Below are 15,668 nucleotides of genomic sequence, written 5' to 3' on the forward strand. Positions count from 1 at the left end.
AAGGAAACAACCCGGCATAAAAAAGGGGCCCTGTACGGGGCCCCTTTCTCATTGATGCTGAACGCTCGAGGGAGCGATCAGAACGGAATATCGTCATCGAAGCTGTCGAAATCCGGTGCCGGCTGCGGAGCGGCCTGCTGTGGCGCTGGGCGCGACTCACGCTGTGGCTGCGGAGCAGGACGGGACTGCTGAGGACGCGGTGCCGAGTTGGACATGCCGCCCTGGCCTTGCTGGTCACCCTGAGGACGGCCGCCCAGCAGCTGCATGGTGCCTTGCATGTCGACAATGATCTCGGTGGTATAGCGCTTGATGCCGTCTTTTTCCCACTCGCGAGTCTGCAGTTTGCCCTCGATGTAGACCTGGGAACCCTTGCGCAGGTACTCACCGGCAATCTCCGCGACCTTGCCGAACATCGAAACACGGTGCCACTCGGTGCGCTCGACCTTCTGACCGGTCTGCTTGTCGGTCCACTGTTCGCTGGTGGCCAGACTCAGGTTGGTCACGGCGTTACCGTTAGGCAGATAGCGAACTTCGGGATCCTGGCCGCAAGTACCGACCAATATGACTTTGTTAACCCCACGGGCCATAACGTTCTCCTAGGCTTCGCGCGGCGACGGCGCTGAGTTGACCAGCTGCTCGAGCGTCGCGCGATCCAATAATTCGGTGTCCAATTTGATGTAAATGGCAGCCTCTTCGGCCACCACCACGGCATCTGTTACTCCAGCGACGGCTTTCAGGCGCTCGACCAGACCGGCTTCGCGGATCGCTTCAGGCGATAACGGCAAGCGCAGGCTCGTCACATATGGAGGCTCGCGCATGGTAACAGCAAAGCCCAGCCAGAGTGCAGCCAGACCTGCGCATCCAAGGAACACAACCGACAAACCGCCATGCTGGAACAACCAGCCGCCGAGGATGCCGCCCAGTGCCGAGCCGAGGAACTGGCTGGTGGAATACACCCCCATCGCCGTGCCCTTGCCGCCTGCCGGCGAGACCTTGCTGATCAGCGACGGCAACGACGCCTCTAGCAGGTTGAATGCGGTGAAGAACACCACGGTGCCGATCACCAGCGCCCGCAAACTGTCGCCGAACTCCCAGAAGAATAGCTCGGTGAGCAGCAGCGTACTGACCGCGCCGAGCAGAACTCGTTTCATCTTGCGTTTTTTCTCGCCATAGATGATGAACGGGATCATGGCGAAGAAGGAAATCAGCAACGCGGTGAGGTAGACCCACCAGTGCTGTTCCTTGGGCAGGCCGGCCTTTTCCACCAGCGCCAGGGGCAAGGCAACGAAGCTCGACATCAGCATCGCGTGCAACACGAAGATACCAAGATCCAGGCGCAGCAAATCAGGATGCTTGAGGGTCGGGATCAGTGCCTGGCGCGCCACGCCGGACTCGCGGTGCTGCAACGGCCCGGTGGAGCGCGGCACCATGAAGGCGATGATCAGGATGCCCACCAGCGCCATGGCACCCGTGGCCAGGAACAGCCCGGACAGCCCAAAGCTGCGGGTCAGCAGCGGGCCCACCACCATGGCCACGGCGAAGGACAGGCCGATGGTCATGCCGATCATGGCCATGGCCTTGGTCCGGTGCTGCTCGCGGGTCAGGTCTGAAAGCAGCGCCATCACGGCAGCGGAAATCGCCCCGGCACCTTGCAAGATACGTCCGGCGATCACGCCCCAGATCGAATCGGCATTGGCCGCCAGCACACTGCCCACGGCGAACACGATCAACCCCAGGTAAATCACTGGGCGACGACCGATACGGTCGGAAATGATGCCGAAGGGAATCTGGAAAACCGCCTGGGTCAGACCATAGGCACCAATCGCCAGGCCGATCAGAGTCGGGGTCGCTCCTGCGAGATCCATTCCATAGGTCGCCAGGACCGGCAGTACCATAAACATGCCAAGCATACGGAAGGCGAACACCAGGGCCAGACCGCTCGCTGCTCGGGTCTCGCTGCCACTCATGCGTTCGCTGTGGGGATCGTGCATGGATAAACCTCATGTGAACCGGCGGCGATTCTACCAGTCCGATCGATTGAGGGGGTATATGGCGACGCTTTGCCGCGCAGCCCCCACCAGCGAGCAAAAAAGCACCGCATGATAGTGTGCATCCATCCAGTGTTTGGTTTTATACTCCTGCCTTTACGCCCGCCGATCGAGGCCACTTTTGGACAAGATTCTGATTCGTGGGGCCCGCACCCACAACCTGAAGAACATCGACCTGACCCTGCCACGGGACAAGTTGATCGTCATCACCGGGCTGTCTGGGTCCGGCAAGTCGTCCCTGGCTTTCGACACGCTTTATGCCGAAGGCCAGCGCCGCTATGTCGAATCGTTGTCGGCTTACGCCCGACAGTTTCTGTCGATGATGGAAAAGCCCGATGTCGACACCATCGAAGGGCTGTCGCCGGCGATATCCATCGAACAGAAATCCACCTCTCACAACCCGCGCTCCACCGTCGGCACCATCACCGAAATCTACGATTACCTGCGCCTGCTCTACGCCCGCGTCGGCACCCCGCGCTGTCCGGATCACGACATTCCGCTGGAAGCCCAGACCGTCAGCCAGATGGTCGACCTGGTGCTGGCTCAGCCCGAAGGCAGCAAGCTGATGCTGCTGGCTCCGGTCATTCGTGAGCGCAAGGGCGAACACCTATCGGTCTTTGAAGAGCTGCGGGCCCAGGGCTTCGTGCGGGCTCGGGTCAACGGCAAGCTGTTCGAACTGGACGAACTACCGAAGCTGGATAAACAGAAGAAGCATTCCATCGATGTGGTGGTCGACCGCTTCAAGGTACGTGGCGATCTGCAACAGCGTCTGGCGGAGTCCTTTGAAACCGCGCTGAAACTGGCGGACGGGATTGCCCTGGTGGCGCCGATGGACGACGAGCCGGGGGAAGAGATGATCTTCTCCGCGCGCTTCGCCTGCCCGATTTGCGGTCATGCCATCAGCGAGCTGGAACCCAAGCTGTTCTCCTTCAACAACCCGGCGGGTGCCTGCCCTACCTGCGACGGTCTGGGGGTCAAGCAGTTCTTCGACATCAAGCGCCTGGTCAATGGCGAGCTGACCCTGGCCGAGGGGGCGATTCGCGGCTGGGACCGGCGCAACGTCTACTACTTCCAGATGCTCGGCTCACTAGCGGCACACTACGGATTCAGCCTGGAGGTCCCGTTCAATCAACTGCCCGCAGATCAGCAGAAGGTCATTCTGCATGGCAGCGGCAACCAGAACGTCGACTTCAAGTACCTCAACGACCGGGGCGACATCGTCAAGCGCTCCCACCCCTTCGAAGGCATAGTGCCAAACCTGGAGCGGCGCTACCGGGAGACCGAATCGGCCACTGTCCGTGAAGAGCTGGCCAAGTTCCTCAGCACCCAGCCCTGCCCGGATTGTCGTGGTACGCGCCTGCGTCGCGAGGCTCGCCACGTCTGGGTCGGCGAAAAGACCCTGCCGGCGGTCACCAGCCTGCCCATCGGCGATGCCACGAACTACTTCGGTACGCTGAAACTCACCGGACGCCGCGGTGAAATTGCCGACAAGATCCTCAAGGAGATCCGCGAACGCCTGCAGTTCCTGGTGAACGTCGGGCTCGACTACCTCACCCTGGATCGCAGCGCCGATACCCTGTCCGGCGGCGAGGCCCAGCGTATTCGCCTGGCCAGCCAGATCGGTGCTGGTCTGGTGGGGGTCATGTACATCCTCGACGAGCCGTCCATTGGCCTGCACCAACGGGACAACGATCGGCTGCTGGGGACCCTGAAACACCTGCGGGATATCGGCAACACCGTAATCGTGGTTGAACACGACGAAGACGCCATCCGCCTGGCCGACTATGTAGTGGATATCGGCCCGGGCGCCGGTGTGCATGGTGGCCGTATCGTCGCCGAAGGCACGGCTGCGGAAGTCATGGCACATCCGGACTCGTTGACCGGCAAGTACTTGTCGGGGCGGGTGAAGATCGTGGTGCCGGCCAAACGTACGCCGCGCAACAAGAAACTGTCCCTGACACTCAAGGGCGCTCGCGGCAACAACCTACGCAATGTCGACCTGGAAATCCCCATCGGCCTGCTGACCTGCGTGACCGGGGTTTCCGGCTCGGGTAAGTCGACGCTGATCAACAACACCCTGTTCCCCTTGAGTGCCACGGCGTTGAACGGCGCCACGACCCTGGAGGCGGCGCCTCACGACAGCATCAATGGTCTGCAGCACCTGGATAAAGTCGTGGATATCGATCAGAGCCCGATCGGTCGTACTCCGCGCTCCAACCCTGCCACTTACACCGGGCTGTTCACACCGATCCGTGAGCTGTTCGCCGGGGTTCCAGAGTCCCGCTCCCGGGGCTACGGGCCTGGACGCTTCTCTTTCAACGTCAAGGGTGGACGCTGTGAAGCCTGCCAGGGCGATGGCTTGATCAAGGTCGAGATGCACTTCCTGCCGGACATCTACGTGCCCTGCGATGTGTGCAAGAGCAAGCGCTACAACCGCGAAACTCTGGAGATCAAGTACAAGGGCAAGAGCATCCACGAGGTGCTGGAAATGACCATTGAGGAGGCGCGCGAGTTCTTCGCTCCCGTACCGGCCCTGGCGCGTAAGCTGCAGACCCTGATGGATGTCGGCCTGTCCTACATCAAGCTCGGCCAGTCGGCCACTACGCTGTCTGGCGGCGAGGCACAACGGGTCAAGCTGTCACGCGAGCTGTCCAAGCGCGACACTGGCAAGACCCTGTATATCCTCGATGAGCCGACTACTGGGCTGCATTTCGCGGATATCCAGCAATTGCTGGATGTTCTGCATCGCCTGCGCGATCACGGCAATACCGTGGTAGTGATCGAGCACAACCTGGATGTGATCAAAACTGCCGACTGGCTGGTGGACCTGGGGCCGGAAGGCGGCTCCAAAGGCGGCCAGATCATCGCCGTCGGCACCCCGGAACAGGTAGCAGAAATGCCGCAGTCCCACACCGGGCACTACCTCAAGCCGCTTCTAACCCGCGATCGCGCCTGAGGCCCATGAAAAAGCCCCTGTCACCTCGCGGTGACAGGGGCTTTTTTACATCTCGGGCTTGACGCATCTACCGTAGAAGCGAGCTTGCTCGCGAACCGGCATCCACGCCTTGCGCAGTCAGAACTGCGACTGCAGGTAGTTCTCCAACCCGATGGATTTGATCAGGCCCAACTGCTTCTCCAGCCAGTAGGTGTGATCTTCCTCGGTGTCTGCCAACTGGATACGCAGAATATCGCGGCTGACGTAGTCCTTGTGCAGTTCGCACAGCTCGATGCCTTTGCACAGCGCAGCGCGGACCTTGTATTCAAGCCGCAAGTCGCTGGCCAGCATGTCCGGAACCGTGGTCCCGGTGTCGAGATCGTCAGGACGCATGCGCGGCGTGCCTTCCAGCATCAGAATGCGGCGCATCAGGGCATCGGCGTGTTGCGCCTCTTCTTCCATCTCGTGGTTGATACGCTCGTAGAGCTTGGTAAAGCCCCAGTCTTCGTACATCCGCGAGTGGATGAAATATTGGTCGCGTGCTGCCAGTTCGCCCGTCAGCAACGTGTTGAGGTAATCGATTACGTCCGGGTGACCTTGCATCGCCCTACATCTCCCTACTTGAAAGTCGATAGTGTGAACCAAGCTGACTTGCAGGTCACTTAGAAATAACTGAAAAAGTGAAGATTATCTGAGAAAAATAGTATAAATAACGCAAAAACCGCCCAAATGAGGGCGGTTCTGCTTCTTATTTAGACTTACTTGAGCGATACGCCCAAAGCCTTGGCAATGCCTTCGCCATAAGCCGGATCGGCTTTGAAGAAGTGCTGCAACTGACGATCGACCACATCCTCTGACACTCCAGCCATGGCACCGGCGATGTTGTTGATCAGCAACGCCTTCTGCTCATTGCTCATCAGGCGGAACAGGGCACCGGCGTGGCTGTAATAGTCCGTGTCCTCGCGGTGATCGTAGCGATCTGCCGCTCCCTTGAGCGCCAATGGTGGTTCCGCGTAGCGTGGTGCCTGCTTTGGCGCGTCGCTGTAGCTATTGGGCTCGTAGTTCGGTGCAGCACCGCCGTTAGGACCAAAAGCCATGGAGCCGTCGCGCTGATAGCTGTTCACCGGGCTCAAAGGCGCATTCACTGGCAGTTGCTGGTGATTGGTACCGACGCGATAGCGGTGAGCATCAGCGTAAGCAAACACCCGGCCCTGCAGCATACGGTCTGGAGAAAGCCCGACCCCTGGCACCATGTTGCTGGGTCCGAAAGCGGCCTGTTCGACCTCGGCGAAGTAATTCAGCGGATTACGGTTCAATTCCAACTCGCCAACTTCAATCAGCGGGAACTCTTTCTGCGACCAGGTCTTGGTCACATCAAATGGATTCTCGTAGTGCGCTGCGGCTTGAGCCTCGCTCATGATCTGGATGCACACACTCCATTTCGGGAAATCCCCTCGCTCAATCGCAGTGAACAGATCGCGCTGAGCGTAATCCGGGTCGGTGCCCGCCAGACGAGCAGCCTCTGCTGGCGCCAGGTTCTTGATCCCCTGCTTGGTCTTGTAGTGCCACTTGACCCAGTGACGCTCGCCTTTGGCGTTGATCAGGCTGTAGGTGTGGCTGCCGAAGCCGTGCATGTGACGGTAGCCATCAGGAATGCCTCGGTCAGAGAACAGAATAGTGACCTGGTGCAGCGCCTCAGGCGAGTGCGACCAGAAATCCCACATCATCTGTGCACTCTTCAGATTGCTTTGCGGCAGACGCTTCTGAGTGTGGATAAAGTCAGGGAACTTCAGTGGATCGCGGATGAAGAAAACCGGGGTGTTATTACCCACGATGTCCCAGTTGCCTTCTTCGGTGTAGAACTTGAGGGCAAAACCACGCGGATCGCGCTCGGTGTCTGCCGAACCACGCTCGCCACCTACCGTAGAGAAACGCAGGAAGGTTGGTGTTTGCTTGCCTACCGACTCAAACAGCTTGGCACTGGTGTATTGCGTAATGTCGCGAGAGACGGTGAAGGTGCCATAGGCGCCCGATCCCTTGGCGTGCACGCGGCGCTCAGGAATATTCTCGCGGTTGAAATGAGCGAGCTTTTCGATCAGGTGAAAGTCATCGAGAAGCAACGGGCCACGAGGGCCGGCAGAACGAGAGTTCTGGTTATCAGCGACAGGAGCGCCACTTGCGGTAGTAAGAGTTTTAGTTTGGCTCATGCTCAATCTTCCTCTGTCAGTCTGTGAAACTGCCGGCTAATCGGCTGACAAAGAGTATTGACCACCAGTGTTACAACATCCAATGCATTACACATTAGCTAACGATAGAAATATCTAATACATGCAGACACAAAAAACCGGGCACTAGGCCCGGTTCTTTGTTTCAGACTGACGTCTTACTCAGCGGATACAGCTTCACCGCCGACAGCACGATCAACCAGTTCAACGTACGCCATAGGAGCGTTGTCGCCAGCGCGGAAACCGCACTTGAGGATGCGCAGGTAGCCACCCTCACGGGTAGCGTAACGCTTGCCCAGGTCGTTGAAGAGCTTACCAACGATAGCTTTCGAACGAGTACGGTCGAAAGCCAGACGGCGGTTAGCCAGGCTGTCTGTCTTGGCCAAAGTGATCAGCGGCTCGGCAACGCGGCGCAGTTCTTTAGCTTTCGGCAGTGTAGTTTTGATCAGCTCGTGCTCGAACAGCGACACCGCCATGTTCTGGAACATGGCCTTGCGGTGCGAGCTGGTGCGGCTCAGGTGACGCCCACTTTTACGATGACGCATGGTTCATTCCTTACCAAACACAACGTTCGGTGATTACGACGATCAGGCAGTCGCCTTGTCGTCCTTCTTAAGACTTGCAGGCGGCCAGTTGTCGAGGCGCATGCCGAGGGACAGACCGCGGGAGGCCAGAACGTCCTTGATTTCAGTCAAGGATTTCTTGCCCAGGTTCGGAGTCTTCAACAGTTCTACTTCGGTACGCTGAATCAGGTCGCCGATGTAGTAAATGTTTTCCGCCTTAAGGCAGTTAGCCGAACGTACAGTCAGTTCCAGATCGTCAACCGGGCGAAGCAGGATCGGATCGATCTCGTCTTCCTGCTCGACTACCACTGGCTCACTGTCACCTTTGAGGTCGACGAACGCAGCCAACTGCTGTTGCAGAATGGTTGCAGCACGACGGATAGCCTCTTCAGGATCCAGAGTACCGTTGGTTTCCAGATCAATAACCAGCTTGTCCAGGTTAGTACGCTGCTCGACACGGGCGTTTTCCACCACGTATGCGATACGGCGAACCGGGCTGAACGAAGAGTCAAGCTGCAAGCGACCAATGCTGCGGCTTTCGTCTTCATCGCTCTGACGCGAGTCGGCCGGTTCATAACCACGACCACGAGCTACTACGAGCTTCATGTTCAGGGCGCCGTTAGACGCCAGGTTAGCGATTACGTGATCGGGGTTAACGATCTCGACATCATGATCCAGCTGAATATCGGCAGCGGTAACCACCCCCGAACCCTTCTTCGACAAGGTCAGCGTAACTTCGTCACGGCCGTGCAGCTTGATAGCCAGACCTTTAAGGTTCAACAGGATTTCAATTACGTCTTCCTGTACACCTTCGATGGCGCTGTACTCGTGGAGCACACCGTCAATCTCGGCCTCGACTACTGCACAGCCGGGCATTGAGGACAACAGGATGCGGCGCAGCGCGTTGCCCAGGGTGTGGCCAAAACCACGCTCGAGAGGCTCGAGGGTGATCTTGGCGCGGGTTGGACTGACAACCTGCACATCAATGTGGCGGGGTGTCAGGAACTCATTTACCGAAATCTGCATGGATGCACCTATTTTCTAGCCCTTACTTGGAGTAGAGCTCGACAATCAGGCTTTCGTTGATGTCGGCGGACAGATCACTGCGAGCTGGAACGTTCTTGAAAACGCCCGACTTCTTCTCAGTGTCTACTTCTACCCATTCTACGCGGCCACGTTGAGCACACAGATCGAGAGCTTGGACAATGCGAAGTTGATTTTTTGCTTTCTCGCGAACAGCAACCACGTCACCAGCACGAACCTGGTAGGACGGAACGTTAACGGTCTGACCGTTTACGCTGATCGACTTGTGCGATACCAGCTGACGGGATTCGGCACGAGTAGAACCGAAGCCCATGCGGTATACAACGTTGTCCAGACGGCATTCGAGCAGTTGCAACAGGTTTTCGCCGGTTGCGCCCTTCTTGCCAGCTGCTTGTTTGTAGTAGCCGCTGAATTGACGCTCGAGTACGCCGTAGATACGACGAACTTTTTGCTTTTCACGCAGCTGAGTACCGTAGTCGGATTGACGACCACGACGCTGGCCGTGGATGCCAGGAGCTGCTTCGATGTTGCACTTGGATTCGATAGCGCGCACGCCGCTCTTCAGGAAGAGATCGGTGCCTTCGCGACGAGCCAGTTTGCATTTTGGACCAATGTAACGAGCCATTCTTTACAATCTCCTGGATTACACGCGGCGCTTCTTCGGCGGACGGCACCCGTTGTGCGGGATTGGCGTCACGTCGGTGATGCTGGCGATCTTGTAGCCACAGCCGTTCAAAGCGCGGACTGCGGATTCACGACCTGGACCTGGGCCCTTGACGTTAACGTCGAGGTTCTTCAGGCCATATTCCAGCGCAGCTTGACCAGCACGCTCAGCAGCTACTTGAGCAGCGAACGGGGTGGACTTGCGAGAACCGCGGAAACCCGAACCACCGGAGGTTGCCCAGGAAAGAGCGTTACCTTGACGGTCGGTAATGGTCACGATGGTGTTGTTGAAAGACGCGTGGATGTGGGCGATGCCATCAACCACTGTCTTTTTAATCTTTTTACGAGGACGAGCAGCAGGTTTTGCCATGACTAAATTCCTGTCGATTCGCTGGTGCGATTACTTGCGGATCGGCTTACGCGGACCTTTGCGAGTACGCGCGTTGGTCTTGGTACGCTGACCGCGCACTGGAAGACCACGACGATGGCGCAGACCGCGGTAGCAGCCCAGATCCATCAAGCGTTTGATTTTCATGTTGATTTCGCGACGCAGGTCACCTTCAGTGGTGAACTTCGCCACTTCGCCACGCAGCTGTTCAATTTGCTCGTCGCTCAGATCCTTGATCTTCGCAGCTGGGTTGACCCCAGTCACTGCACAGATTTTCTGCGCAGTAGTGCGACCAACACCATAGATGTAGGTCAGCGAGATAACAGTATGCTTGTTATCTGGAATGTTAACGCCTGCAATACGGGCCATTCAGTGGGACTCCAATTGACAGCTACCTACGCCCCGGAAGCCAAGAAATAGGGCGCGAGATAATATCGCTGTAATAACAAATAATCAACCCGGCAGCGCACTAGCTGCCGGGCTTGAAGCACAATCACACTCAGCCTTGGCGCTGTTTGTGACGCGGTTCCGCGCTGCAAATTACTCGAACAACACCTTCGCGGCGAATAATCTTGCAGTTACGGCACAGCTTTTTCACCGATGCACGAACTTTCATCACCAACTCCTCGAACCTTATGGATTAACGCAGCATGCCGCTGCCGTAACCCTTCAGGTTGGCTTTCTTCATCAGGGATTCGTACTGGTGGGAAACGAGGTGCGATTGTACTTGCGACATAAAGTCCATAACAACCACGACCACGATCAGCAACGAGGTCCCGCCAAGGTAGAACGGAACGTTTGCAGCAACCACCAGGAACTGGGGCAACAGACACACGGCCGTCATATATAGAGCACCGAACATGGTCAAGCGGGTCAGAACGCCATCAATGTAGCGCGCCGACTGCTCACCTGGACGGATGCCCGGAATAAAGGCACCGGACTTCTTCAGGTTTTCCGCTACGTCTTTCGGATTGAACATCAACGCCGTATAGAAGAAGCAGAAGAAAATAATCCCTGCACTAAACAGCAGAATATTCAACGGCTGACCAGGAGCGATCGACTGCGAGATGTCCTGCAACCAGCCCATACCTTCAGACTGACCGAACCAGGCACCCAACGAAGCCGGAAACAGCAAAATGCTGCTCGCGAAGATAGCAGGAATTACACCGGCCATATTCACTTTCAGCGGCAAGTGGCTGGTCTGCGCAGCAAACACCTTACGGCCCTGCTGACGCTTGGCGTAGTGAACAGCAATACGACGCTGACCACGCTCAATGAACACCACAAAACCGATAATCGCTACTGCCAGCAAACCGATCGCAACCAAGGCGAAAATATTGATATCACCCTGACGCGCAGACTCGAAAGACTGCCCGATCGCTCTCGGAAGACCGGCGACGATACCTGCGAAAATCAACATCGAGATACCGTTGCCAACACCACGCTCAGTAATCTGCTCACCCAGCCACATCATGAACATCGCACCAGCCACAAACGTGGATACTGCGACGAAATGGAAGCCAAAGTCACCAGTGAACGCAACGCCCTGCCCCGCCAGACCAACGGACATACCGATGGCCTGAACCAGAGCTAGGACGACAGTGCCGTAGCGGGTGTACTGGCTGATCTTGCGACGGCCAGCTTCACCTTCCTTCTTCAACTGCTCCAGCTGCGGACTGACGGCTGTCATCAACTGCATGATGATCGAAGCCGAGATGTACGGCATGATCCCCAGTGCAAAGATGCTCATCCGCTCCAGCGCGCCGCCGGAAAACATGTTGAACAAGCTAAGAATGGTCCCCTCATTCTGTCGAAACAGGTCTGCGAGTCGGTCCGGGTTGATACCTGGAACCGGGATGTGTGCGCCTATTCGGTAGACGATAATCGCCAGGAACAGAAAACGCAGACGAGCCCAGAGTTCAGACATACCGCCTTTGCCGAGCGCAGAGAGAGCACCTTGCTTAGCCATTTATTCCTCGAACTTGCCGCCAGCTGCTTCGATAGCCGCACGCGCACCTTTGGTGGCTGCGATGCCCTTGATAGTCACAGCGCGAGTAACTTCGCCGGACAGCATGATTTTCACACGCTGAACGTTTTGGTTAATCACGTTGGCATCTTTCAGGGACTGCACGGAGACGATGTCGCCTTCCACTTTGGCCAGTTCGGACAGACGCACTTCTGCGCGATCCATAGCCTTCAGGGAAACGAAACCGAACTTCGGCAGGCGACGATGCAGCGGCTGTTGACCGCCTTCAAAGCCTGGAGCAATGGTGCCACCGGAGCGGGAAGTCTGACCTTTGTGACCACGGCCACCAGTCTTACCCAAACCACTACCGATACCACGGCCCGGACGATGCTTTTCGCGACGGGAACCCGGCGCTGGACTCAGATCATTGAGTTTCATCGATTAACCCTCGACACGCAGCATGTAGTAAGCCTTGTTGATCATCCCGCGGTTCTCGGGAGTATCTTGGACTTCTACAGTGTGACCGATGCGACGCAGACCCAGACCCTTAACGCACAGTTTGTGGTTAGGGATACGGCCGGTCATGCTTTTGATCAGCGTTACTTTAACGGTAGCCATGATCAGATGATCTCCTGGACGCTTTTGCCACGCTTGGCGGCAATGGATTCAGGGGACTGCATAGCTTTCAAACCTTTGAAAGTGGCGTGAACCACGTTTACCGGGTTAGTCGAGCCGTAGCACTTGGCCAGAACGTTCTGAACGCCAGCAACTTCGAGAACGGCACGCATAGCGCCGCCAGCGATGATACCGGTACCTTCAGAAGCAGGCTGCATGTACACCTTGGAAGCGCCGTGAGCGGACTTCATAGCGTACTGCAGAGTGGTACCGTTCAGATCAACTTGGATCATGTTGCGGCGAGCAGCTTCCATTGCCTTCTGGATCGCAGCAGGCACTTCACGCGACTTGCCACGGCCGAAGCCAACACGGCCTTTACCATCACCAACCACGGTCAACGCGGTGAAGGTGAAGATACGGCCGCCTTTTACGGTTTTGGCTACGCGGTTAACTTGAACCAGCTTCTCAATGTAGCCTTCGTCGCGCTTTTGGTCGTTATTTGACATAACTTAGAACTCCAGCCCAGCTTCACGAGCAGCATCAGCCAGCGCCTTGACGCGGCCGTGGTACTTGAAGCCAGAGCGGTCGAAAGCCACCTGCGAGACGCCAGCGGCTTTTGCACGCGTAGCGACCAGCTGGCCAACCTTAGTGGCCGCGTCGATGTTGCCAGTGGCGCCATCACGCAGTTCTTTATCCAAAGTCGAAGCACTTGCCAGGACTTTGTTGCCGTCGGCCGAAATGACCTGGGCGTAGATGTGCTGCGAAGAGCGGAACACGCAGAGACGCACGACTTCGAGTTCGTGCATTTTCAGGCGTGCTTTGCGAGCGCGACGCAGTCGAGTAACTTTTTTGTCGGTCATTTGCTATGCCCTACTTCTTCTTGGCTTCTTTACGACGGACGACTTCGTCCGCGTAGCGCACACCTTTACCTTTGTAAGGCTCTGGTGGACGGAAGTCGCGGATCTCAGCGGCCACTTGACCTACCAGCTGCTTATCGATGCCCTTGATCAGGATATCGGTCTGGCTAGGAGTCTCAGCGGTGATGCCTTCCGGCAGTTCGTAATCCACTGGATGCGAGAAGCCGAGGGCCAGGTTCAGCACTGTGCCTTTTGCTTGTGCCTTGTAACCAACACCGACCAGCTGGAGCTTGCGCTCGAAGCCTTGGCTTACGCCTTGGACCATGTTGTTTACCAGAGCACGAGTGGTACCGGCCATTGCGCGAGTTTGTTGGTCGCCATTGCGAGCAGCAAAACGCAGCTCACCAGCTTCCTCAACAATTTCAACGGACGAGTGTACGTTCAGTTCGAGAGTGCCCTTGGCACCCTTCACCGAAAGCTGTTGGCCGGCGAATTTAACTTCGACACCAGCTGGCAGCTTAACGGGGTTCTTAGCGACGCGAGACATGCTTATCCCCCCTTAGAACACAGTGCAAAGAACTTCGCCGCCGACACCGGCAGCGCGCGCAGCACGATCAGTCATCACACCTTTGTTGGTGGAGACGATAGACACGCCAAGACCGCCACGTACTTTCGGCAGTTCTTCAACGGACTTGTACTGACGCAGGCCTGGACGGCTAACGCGCTTCACTTCTTCGATGACCGGACGGCCTTCGAAGTACTTCAGCTCGATGGACAGCAGAGGTTTGATTTCGCTGCTGATCTGATAACCCGCGATGTAACCTTCGTCCTTCAGGACTTTTGCTACAGCCACCTTCAGCGTGGAAGACGGCATGCTTACGACGGACTTTTCAGCCATCTGGGCATTACGGATTCGAGTTAGCATGTCCGCTAACGGGTCCTGCATACTCATGGGCTAGATGCTCCTGATACAAAAAGAATTAGCCTTGCGGCTACAACTGTCGCCGAGAAATTCCGGGCAAAAAACACGGGCTCAGGCGAGCCGGTCATTCTAGACACACCCCAGAAATGAATCAAGCCCCAAAAGGGGCTTGATTCACGTTCAAGGCCACCGGTGATCGGGATCTTGTGAGCCCGAACACCGCGACTTTGATAGCTATTACCAGCTGGCCTTAACCAGACCTGGTACGTCACCACGCATTGCAGCTTCACGCAGCTTGTTACGGCCAAGGCCGAACTTGCGGTAAACGCCGTGCGGACGACCAGTCAGGCGGCAGCGGTTACGCATGCGCGAGGCGCTTGCGTCACGTGGCTGCTTCTGCAGAGCTACGGTAGCTTCCCAACGAGCTTCTGGACTTGCGTTCAGATCCACGATGATAGCTTTCAGCGCTGCACGCTTGGTGGCGTACTTGGCAACGGTGAGCTGACGCTTCAGCTCACGGTTCTTCATGCTCTTCTTGGCCATTTTCCTACTCCAATCAGTTGCGGAACGGGAATTTGAAAGCACGCAGCAGAGCGCGGCCTTCATCATCGTTCTTGGCAGTGGTGGTCAGGGTAATGTCCAGACCGCGGAGAGCATCGATCTTGTCGTAATCGATTTCCGGGAAAATGATCTGCTCTTTCACGCCCATGCTGTAGTTACCACGACCATCGAAGGACTTGGCATTCAGGCCGCGGAAGTCGCGAACCCGAGGCAGGGAGATCGACAGCAGACGATCCAGGAACTCGTACATACGCTCACGGCGCAGGGTCACTTTGACGCCGATCGGCCATCCTTCGCGGACTTTGAAGCCAGCAATGGATTTACGAGCGTAGGTCACAACGACTTTCTGGCCGGTGATCTTTTCCAGGTCAGCAACAGCATGCTCGATGACTTTCTTGTCGCCGATAGCTTCGCCCAGACCCATGTTCAGGGTGATTTTGGTAACGCGCGGAACTTCCATCACGTTCGAAAGCTTAAGTTCTTCCTTAAGTTTCGGAGCGATTTCCTTCCGGTAAATCTCTTTTAGTCGTGCCATGGTCTTCTACCTAGCAGTGTTCAAGCATCAACCGCTTTTTGGGTCGACTTGAAGACACGAATTTTTTTGCCGTCTTCTACTTTGAAACCAACGCGGTCAGCCTTGTTGGTTTCGCCGTTGAAAATGGCGACGTTGGAAGCGTGCAGTGGCGCTTCTTTCTCGACGATACCGCCCTGTACGCCCGACATCGGGTTAGGCTTGGTATGACGCTTGACCAGGTTCAGGCCACCGACAACCAGACGGTCATCAGCCAGAACCTTAAGCACCTTACCGCGCTTACCTTTGTCTTTGCCGGCGATCACGATGATCTCGTCGTCACGACGAATCTTTTGCATGTCGGATCTCC

Annotated in this window: 21 protein-coding genes; 1 reads left to right on the forward strand and 20 read right to left on the reverse strand. The window is 56.9% G+C overall.

Annotation, left to right across the window (positions count from 1 at the left end; translation table 11 throughout):
• Window positions 1–77 precede the first annotated feature (77 nt).
• Complete coding sequence (locus ACSSVC_RS00300) at window positions 78–587, reverse strand: single-stranded DNA-binding protein (RefSeq protein ID WP_011063767.1); 510 nt, start codon at window positions 585–587, stop codon at window positions 78–80.
• A 9-nt stretch (window positions 588–596) separates the two neighbouring features.
• Window positions 597–1,991: an MFS transporter gene (locus ACSSVC_RS00305; RefSeq protein WP_346635590.1), complete on the reverse strand. Its 1,395-nt coding sequence runs from the start codon at window positions 1,989–1,991 to the stop codon at window positions 597–599.
• 178 nt (window positions 1,992–2,169) lie between these two features.
• Here ACSSVC_RS00305 and uvrA point away from each other — a divergent pair, with 178 nt between their 5' ends.
• Window positions 2,170–5,004, forward strand: coding sequence for an excinuclease ABC subunit UvrA (gene uvrA, locus ACSSVC_RS00310; protein ID WP_346635589.1), 2,835 nt, complete (start codon window positions 2,170–2,172; stop codon window positions 5,002–5,004).
• A gap of 117 nt (window positions 5,005–5,121) precedes the next feature.
• Here uvrA and bfr read toward each other — a convergent pair whose 3' ends face one another.
• The 18 genes from bfr to rplX form a co-directional block, all read right to left on the reverse strand.
• Entirely contained in the window at window positions 5,122–5,586 is a 465-nt protein-coding gene (bfr, locus tag ACSSVC_RS00315) for a bacterioferritin (protein WP_025129396.1), read from the reverse strand.
• A gap of 155 nt (window positions 5,587–5,741) precedes the next feature.
• Complete coding sequence (locus ACSSVC_RS00320) at window positions 5,742–7,190, reverse strand: catalase (RefSeq protein ID WP_346635588.1); 1,449 nt, start codon at window positions 7,188–7,190, stop codon at window positions 5,742–5,744.
• A 176-nt stretch (window positions 7,191–7,366) separates the two neighbouring features.
• Window positions 7,367–7,753 carry a 50S ribosomal protein L17 gene (gene rplQ, locus ACSSVC_RS00325; protein ID WP_007924175.1) on the reverse strand — a complete coding sequence of 129 codons (387 nt, stop codon included), beginning with the start codon at window positions 7,751–7,753 and terminating at the stop codon, window positions 7,367–7,369.
• 42 nt (window positions 7,754–7,795) lie between these two features.
• Window positions 7,796–8,797 (reverse strand): DNA-directed RNA polymerase subunit alpha, encoded by a 1,002-nt coding sequence (locus ACSSVC_RS00330; RefSeq protein WP_007970428.1) that lies wholly within the window; start codon window positions 8,795–8,797, stop codon window positions 7,796–7,798.
• Between the two features lie 22 nt (window positions 8,798–8,819).
• Complete coding sequence (gene rpsD, locus ACSSVC_RS00335; protein WP_011063772.1) at window positions 8,820–9,440, reverse strand: 30S ribosomal protein S4; 621 nt, start codon at window positions 9,438–9,440, stop codon at window positions 8,820–8,822.
• A gap of 18 nt (window positions 9,441–9,458) precedes the next feature.
• On the reverse strand, window positions 9,459–9,848 hold the full coding sequence (rpsK, locus tag ACSSVC_RS00340; RefSeq protein ID WP_007924177.1) for a 30S ribosomal protein S11: 390 nt from the start codon (window positions 9,846–9,848) through the stop codon (window positions 9,459–9,461).
• A gap of 30 nt (window positions 9,849–9,878) precedes the next feature.
• Window positions 9,879–10,235 (reverse strand): 30S ribosomal protein S13, encoded by a 357-nt coding sequence (gene rpsM / locus ACSSVC_RS00345; RefSeq protein WP_003186020.1) that lies wholly within the window; start codon window positions 10,233–10,235, stop codon window positions 9,879–9,881.
• A gap of 130 nt (window positions 10,236–10,365) precedes the next feature.
• Window positions 10,366–10,482: a 50S ribosomal protein L36 gene (rpmJ, locus tag ACSSVC_RS00350; RefSeq protein ID WP_002555468.1), complete on the reverse strand. Its 117-nt coding sequence runs from the start codon at window positions 10,480–10,482 to the stop codon at window positions 10,366–10,368.
• Between the two features lie 24 nt (window positions 10,483–10,506).
• Window positions 10,507–11,835, reverse strand: a complete 1,329-nt coding sequence (gene secY, locus ACSSVC_RS00355; protein WP_007924182.1) for a preprotein translocase subunit SecY — start codon at window positions 11,833–11,835, stop codon at window positions 10,507–10,509.
• Entirely contained in the window at window positions 11,836–12,270 is a 435-nt protein-coding gene (rplO, locus tag ACSSVC_RS00360; RefSeq protein WP_043192539.1) for a 50S ribosomal protein L15, read from the reverse strand.
• A gap of 3 nt (window positions 12,271–12,273) precedes the next feature.
• Window positions 12,274–12,450: a 50S ribosomal protein L30 gene (gene rpmD / locus ACSSVC_RS00365; protein ID WP_003176408.1), complete on the reverse strand. Its 177-nt coding sequence runs from the start codon at window positions 12,448–12,450 to the stop codon at window positions 12,274–12,276.
• Window positions 12,451–12,452: 2 nt separating this feature from the next.
• Window positions 12,453–12,953: a 30S ribosomal protein S5 gene (rpsE, locus tag ACSSVC_RS00370; RefSeq protein WP_007924184.1), complete on the reverse strand. Its 501-nt coding sequence runs from the start codon at window positions 12,951–12,953 to the stop codon at window positions 12,453–12,455.
• A 3-nt stretch (window positions 12,954–12,956) separates the two neighbouring features.
• Window positions 12,957–13,307, reverse strand: coding sequence for a 50S ribosomal protein L18 (gene rplR, locus ACSSVC_RS00375; RefSeq protein WP_003186037.1), 351 nt, complete (start codon window positions 13,305–13,307; stop codon window positions 12,957–12,959).
• A 10-nt stretch (window positions 13,308–13,317) separates the two neighbouring features.
• A complete protein-coding gene (rplF, locus tag ACSSVC_RS00380) occupies window positions 13,318–13,851 on the reverse strand; it encodes a 50S ribosomal protein L6 (RefSeq protein ID WP_025129400.1) in 534 nt (177 codons plus the stop codon).
• A gap of 12 nt (window positions 13,852–13,863) precedes the next feature.
• Window positions 13,864–14,256 (reverse strand): 30S ribosomal protein S8, encoded by a 393-nt coding sequence (gene rpsH, locus ACSSVC_RS00385; RefSeq protein ID WP_011063773.1) that lies wholly within the window; start codon window positions 14,254–14,256, stop codon window positions 13,864–13,866.
• 207 nt (window positions 14,257–14,463) lie between these two features.
• Window positions 14,464–14,769, reverse strand: coding sequence for a 30S ribosomal protein S14 (rpsN, locus tag ACSSVC_RS00390; RefSeq protein WP_003228726.1), 306 nt, complete (start codon window positions 14,767–14,769; stop codon window positions 14,464–14,466).
• A 13-nt stretch (window positions 14,770–14,782) separates the two neighbouring features.
• On the reverse strand, window positions 14,783–15,322 hold the full coding sequence (gene rplE, locus ACSSVC_RS00395) for a 50S ribosomal protein L5 (RefSeq protein WP_003210069.1): 540 nt from the start codon (window positions 15,320–15,322) through the stop codon (window positions 14,783–14,785).
• Window positions 15,323–15,342: 20 nt separating this feature from the next.
• The gene (rplX, locus tag ACSSVC_RS00400; RefSeq protein WP_007896770.1) at window positions 15,343–15,657 is read right to left on the reverse strand and encodes a 50S ribosomal protein L24; all 315 of its coding nucleotides are present in this window, start codon (window positions 15,655–15,657) and stop codon (window positions 15,343–15,345) included.
• Window positions 15,658–15,668: the final 11 nt, after the last annotated feature.

The sequence above is a fragment of the Pseudomonas sp. E1BtOHC1 genome (genome assembly GCF_058744285.1).

Bases quoted from the DNA above. Each gene is read 5' to 3' on its own strand.
- rpsM (WP_003186020.1), bottom strand. From the start codon at position 10,235: ATGGCCCGTATTGCAGGCGTTAACATTCCAGATAACAAGCATACTGTT.
- rpsH (WP_011063773.1), bottom strand. From the start codon at position 14,256: ATGAGTATGCAGGACCCGTTAGCGGACATGCTAACTCGAATCCGTAAT.
- rpsN (WP_003228726.1), bottom strand. From the start codon at position 14,769: ATGGCCAAGAAGAGCATGAAGAACCGTGAGCTGAAGCGTCAGCTCACC.
- rpsK (WP_007924177.1), bottom strand. From the start codon at position 9,848: ATGGCAAAACCTGCTGCTCGTCCTCGTAAAAAGATTAAAAAGACAGTG.
- secY (WP_007924182.1), bottom strand. From the start codon at position 11,835: ATGGCTAAGCAAGGTGCTCTCTCTGCGCTCGGCAAAGGCGGTATGTCT.
- rplE (WP_003210069.1), bottom strand. From the start codon at position 15,322: ATGGCACGACTAAAAGAGATTTACCGGAAGGAAATCGCTCCGAAACTT.
- rpmD (WP_003176408.1), bottom strand. From the start codon at position 12,450: ATGGCTACCGTTAAAGTAACGCTGATCAAAAGCATGACCGGCCGTATC.
- rplF (WP_025129400.1), bottom strand. From the start codon at position 13,851: ATGTCTCGCGTCGCTAAGAACCCCGTTAAGCTGCCAGCTGGTGTCGAA.
- ACSSVC_RS00320 (WP_346635588.1), bottom strand. From the start codon at position 7,190: ATGAGCCAAACTAAAACTCTTACTACCGCAAGTGGCGCTCCTGTCGCT.
- rpmJ (WP_002555468.1), bottom strand. From the start codon at position 10,482: ATGAAAGTTCGTGCATCGGTGAAAAAGCTGTGCCGTAACTGCAAGATT.
- bfr (WP_025129396.1), bottom strand. From the start codon at position 5,586: ATGCAAGGTCACCCGGACGTAATCGATTACCTCAACACGTTGCTGACG.
- ACSSVC_RS00300 (WP_011063767.1), bottom strand. From the start codon at position 587: ATGGCCCGTGGGGTTAACAAAGTCATATTGGTCGGTACTTGCGGCCAG.
- rplQ (WP_007924175.1), bottom strand. From the start codon at position 7,753: ATGCGTCATCGTAAAAGTGGGCGTCACCTGAGCCGCACCAGCTCGCAC.
- ACSSVC_RS00330 (WP_007970428.1), bottom strand. From the start codon at position 8,797: ATGCAGATTTCGGTAAATGAGTTCCTGACACCCCGCCACATTGATGTG.
- rplO (WP_043192539.1), bottom strand. From the start codon at position 12,270: ATGAAACTCAATGATCTGAGTCCAGCGCCGGGTTCCCGTCGCGAAAAG.
- rplR (WP_003186037.1), bottom strand. From the start codon at position 13,307: ATGACCGACAAAAAAGTTACTCGACTGCGTCGCGCTCGCAAAGCACGC.
- rpsD (WP_011063772.1), bottom strand. From the start codon at position 9,440: ATGGCTCGTTACATTGGTCCAAAATGCAAACTGGCTCGTCGCGAAGGC.
- rpsE (WP_007924184.1), bottom strand. From the start codon at position 12,953: ATGTCAAATAACGACCAAAAGCGCGACGAAGGCTACATTGAGAAGCTG.
- rplX (WP_007896770.1), bottom strand. From the start codon at position 15,657: ATGCAAAAGATTCGTCGTGACGACGAGATCATCGTGATCGCCGGCAAA.
- ACSSVC_RS00305 (WP_346635590.1), bottom strand. From the start codon at position 1,991: ATGCACGATCCCCACAGCGAACGCATGAGTGGCAGCGAGACCCGAGCA.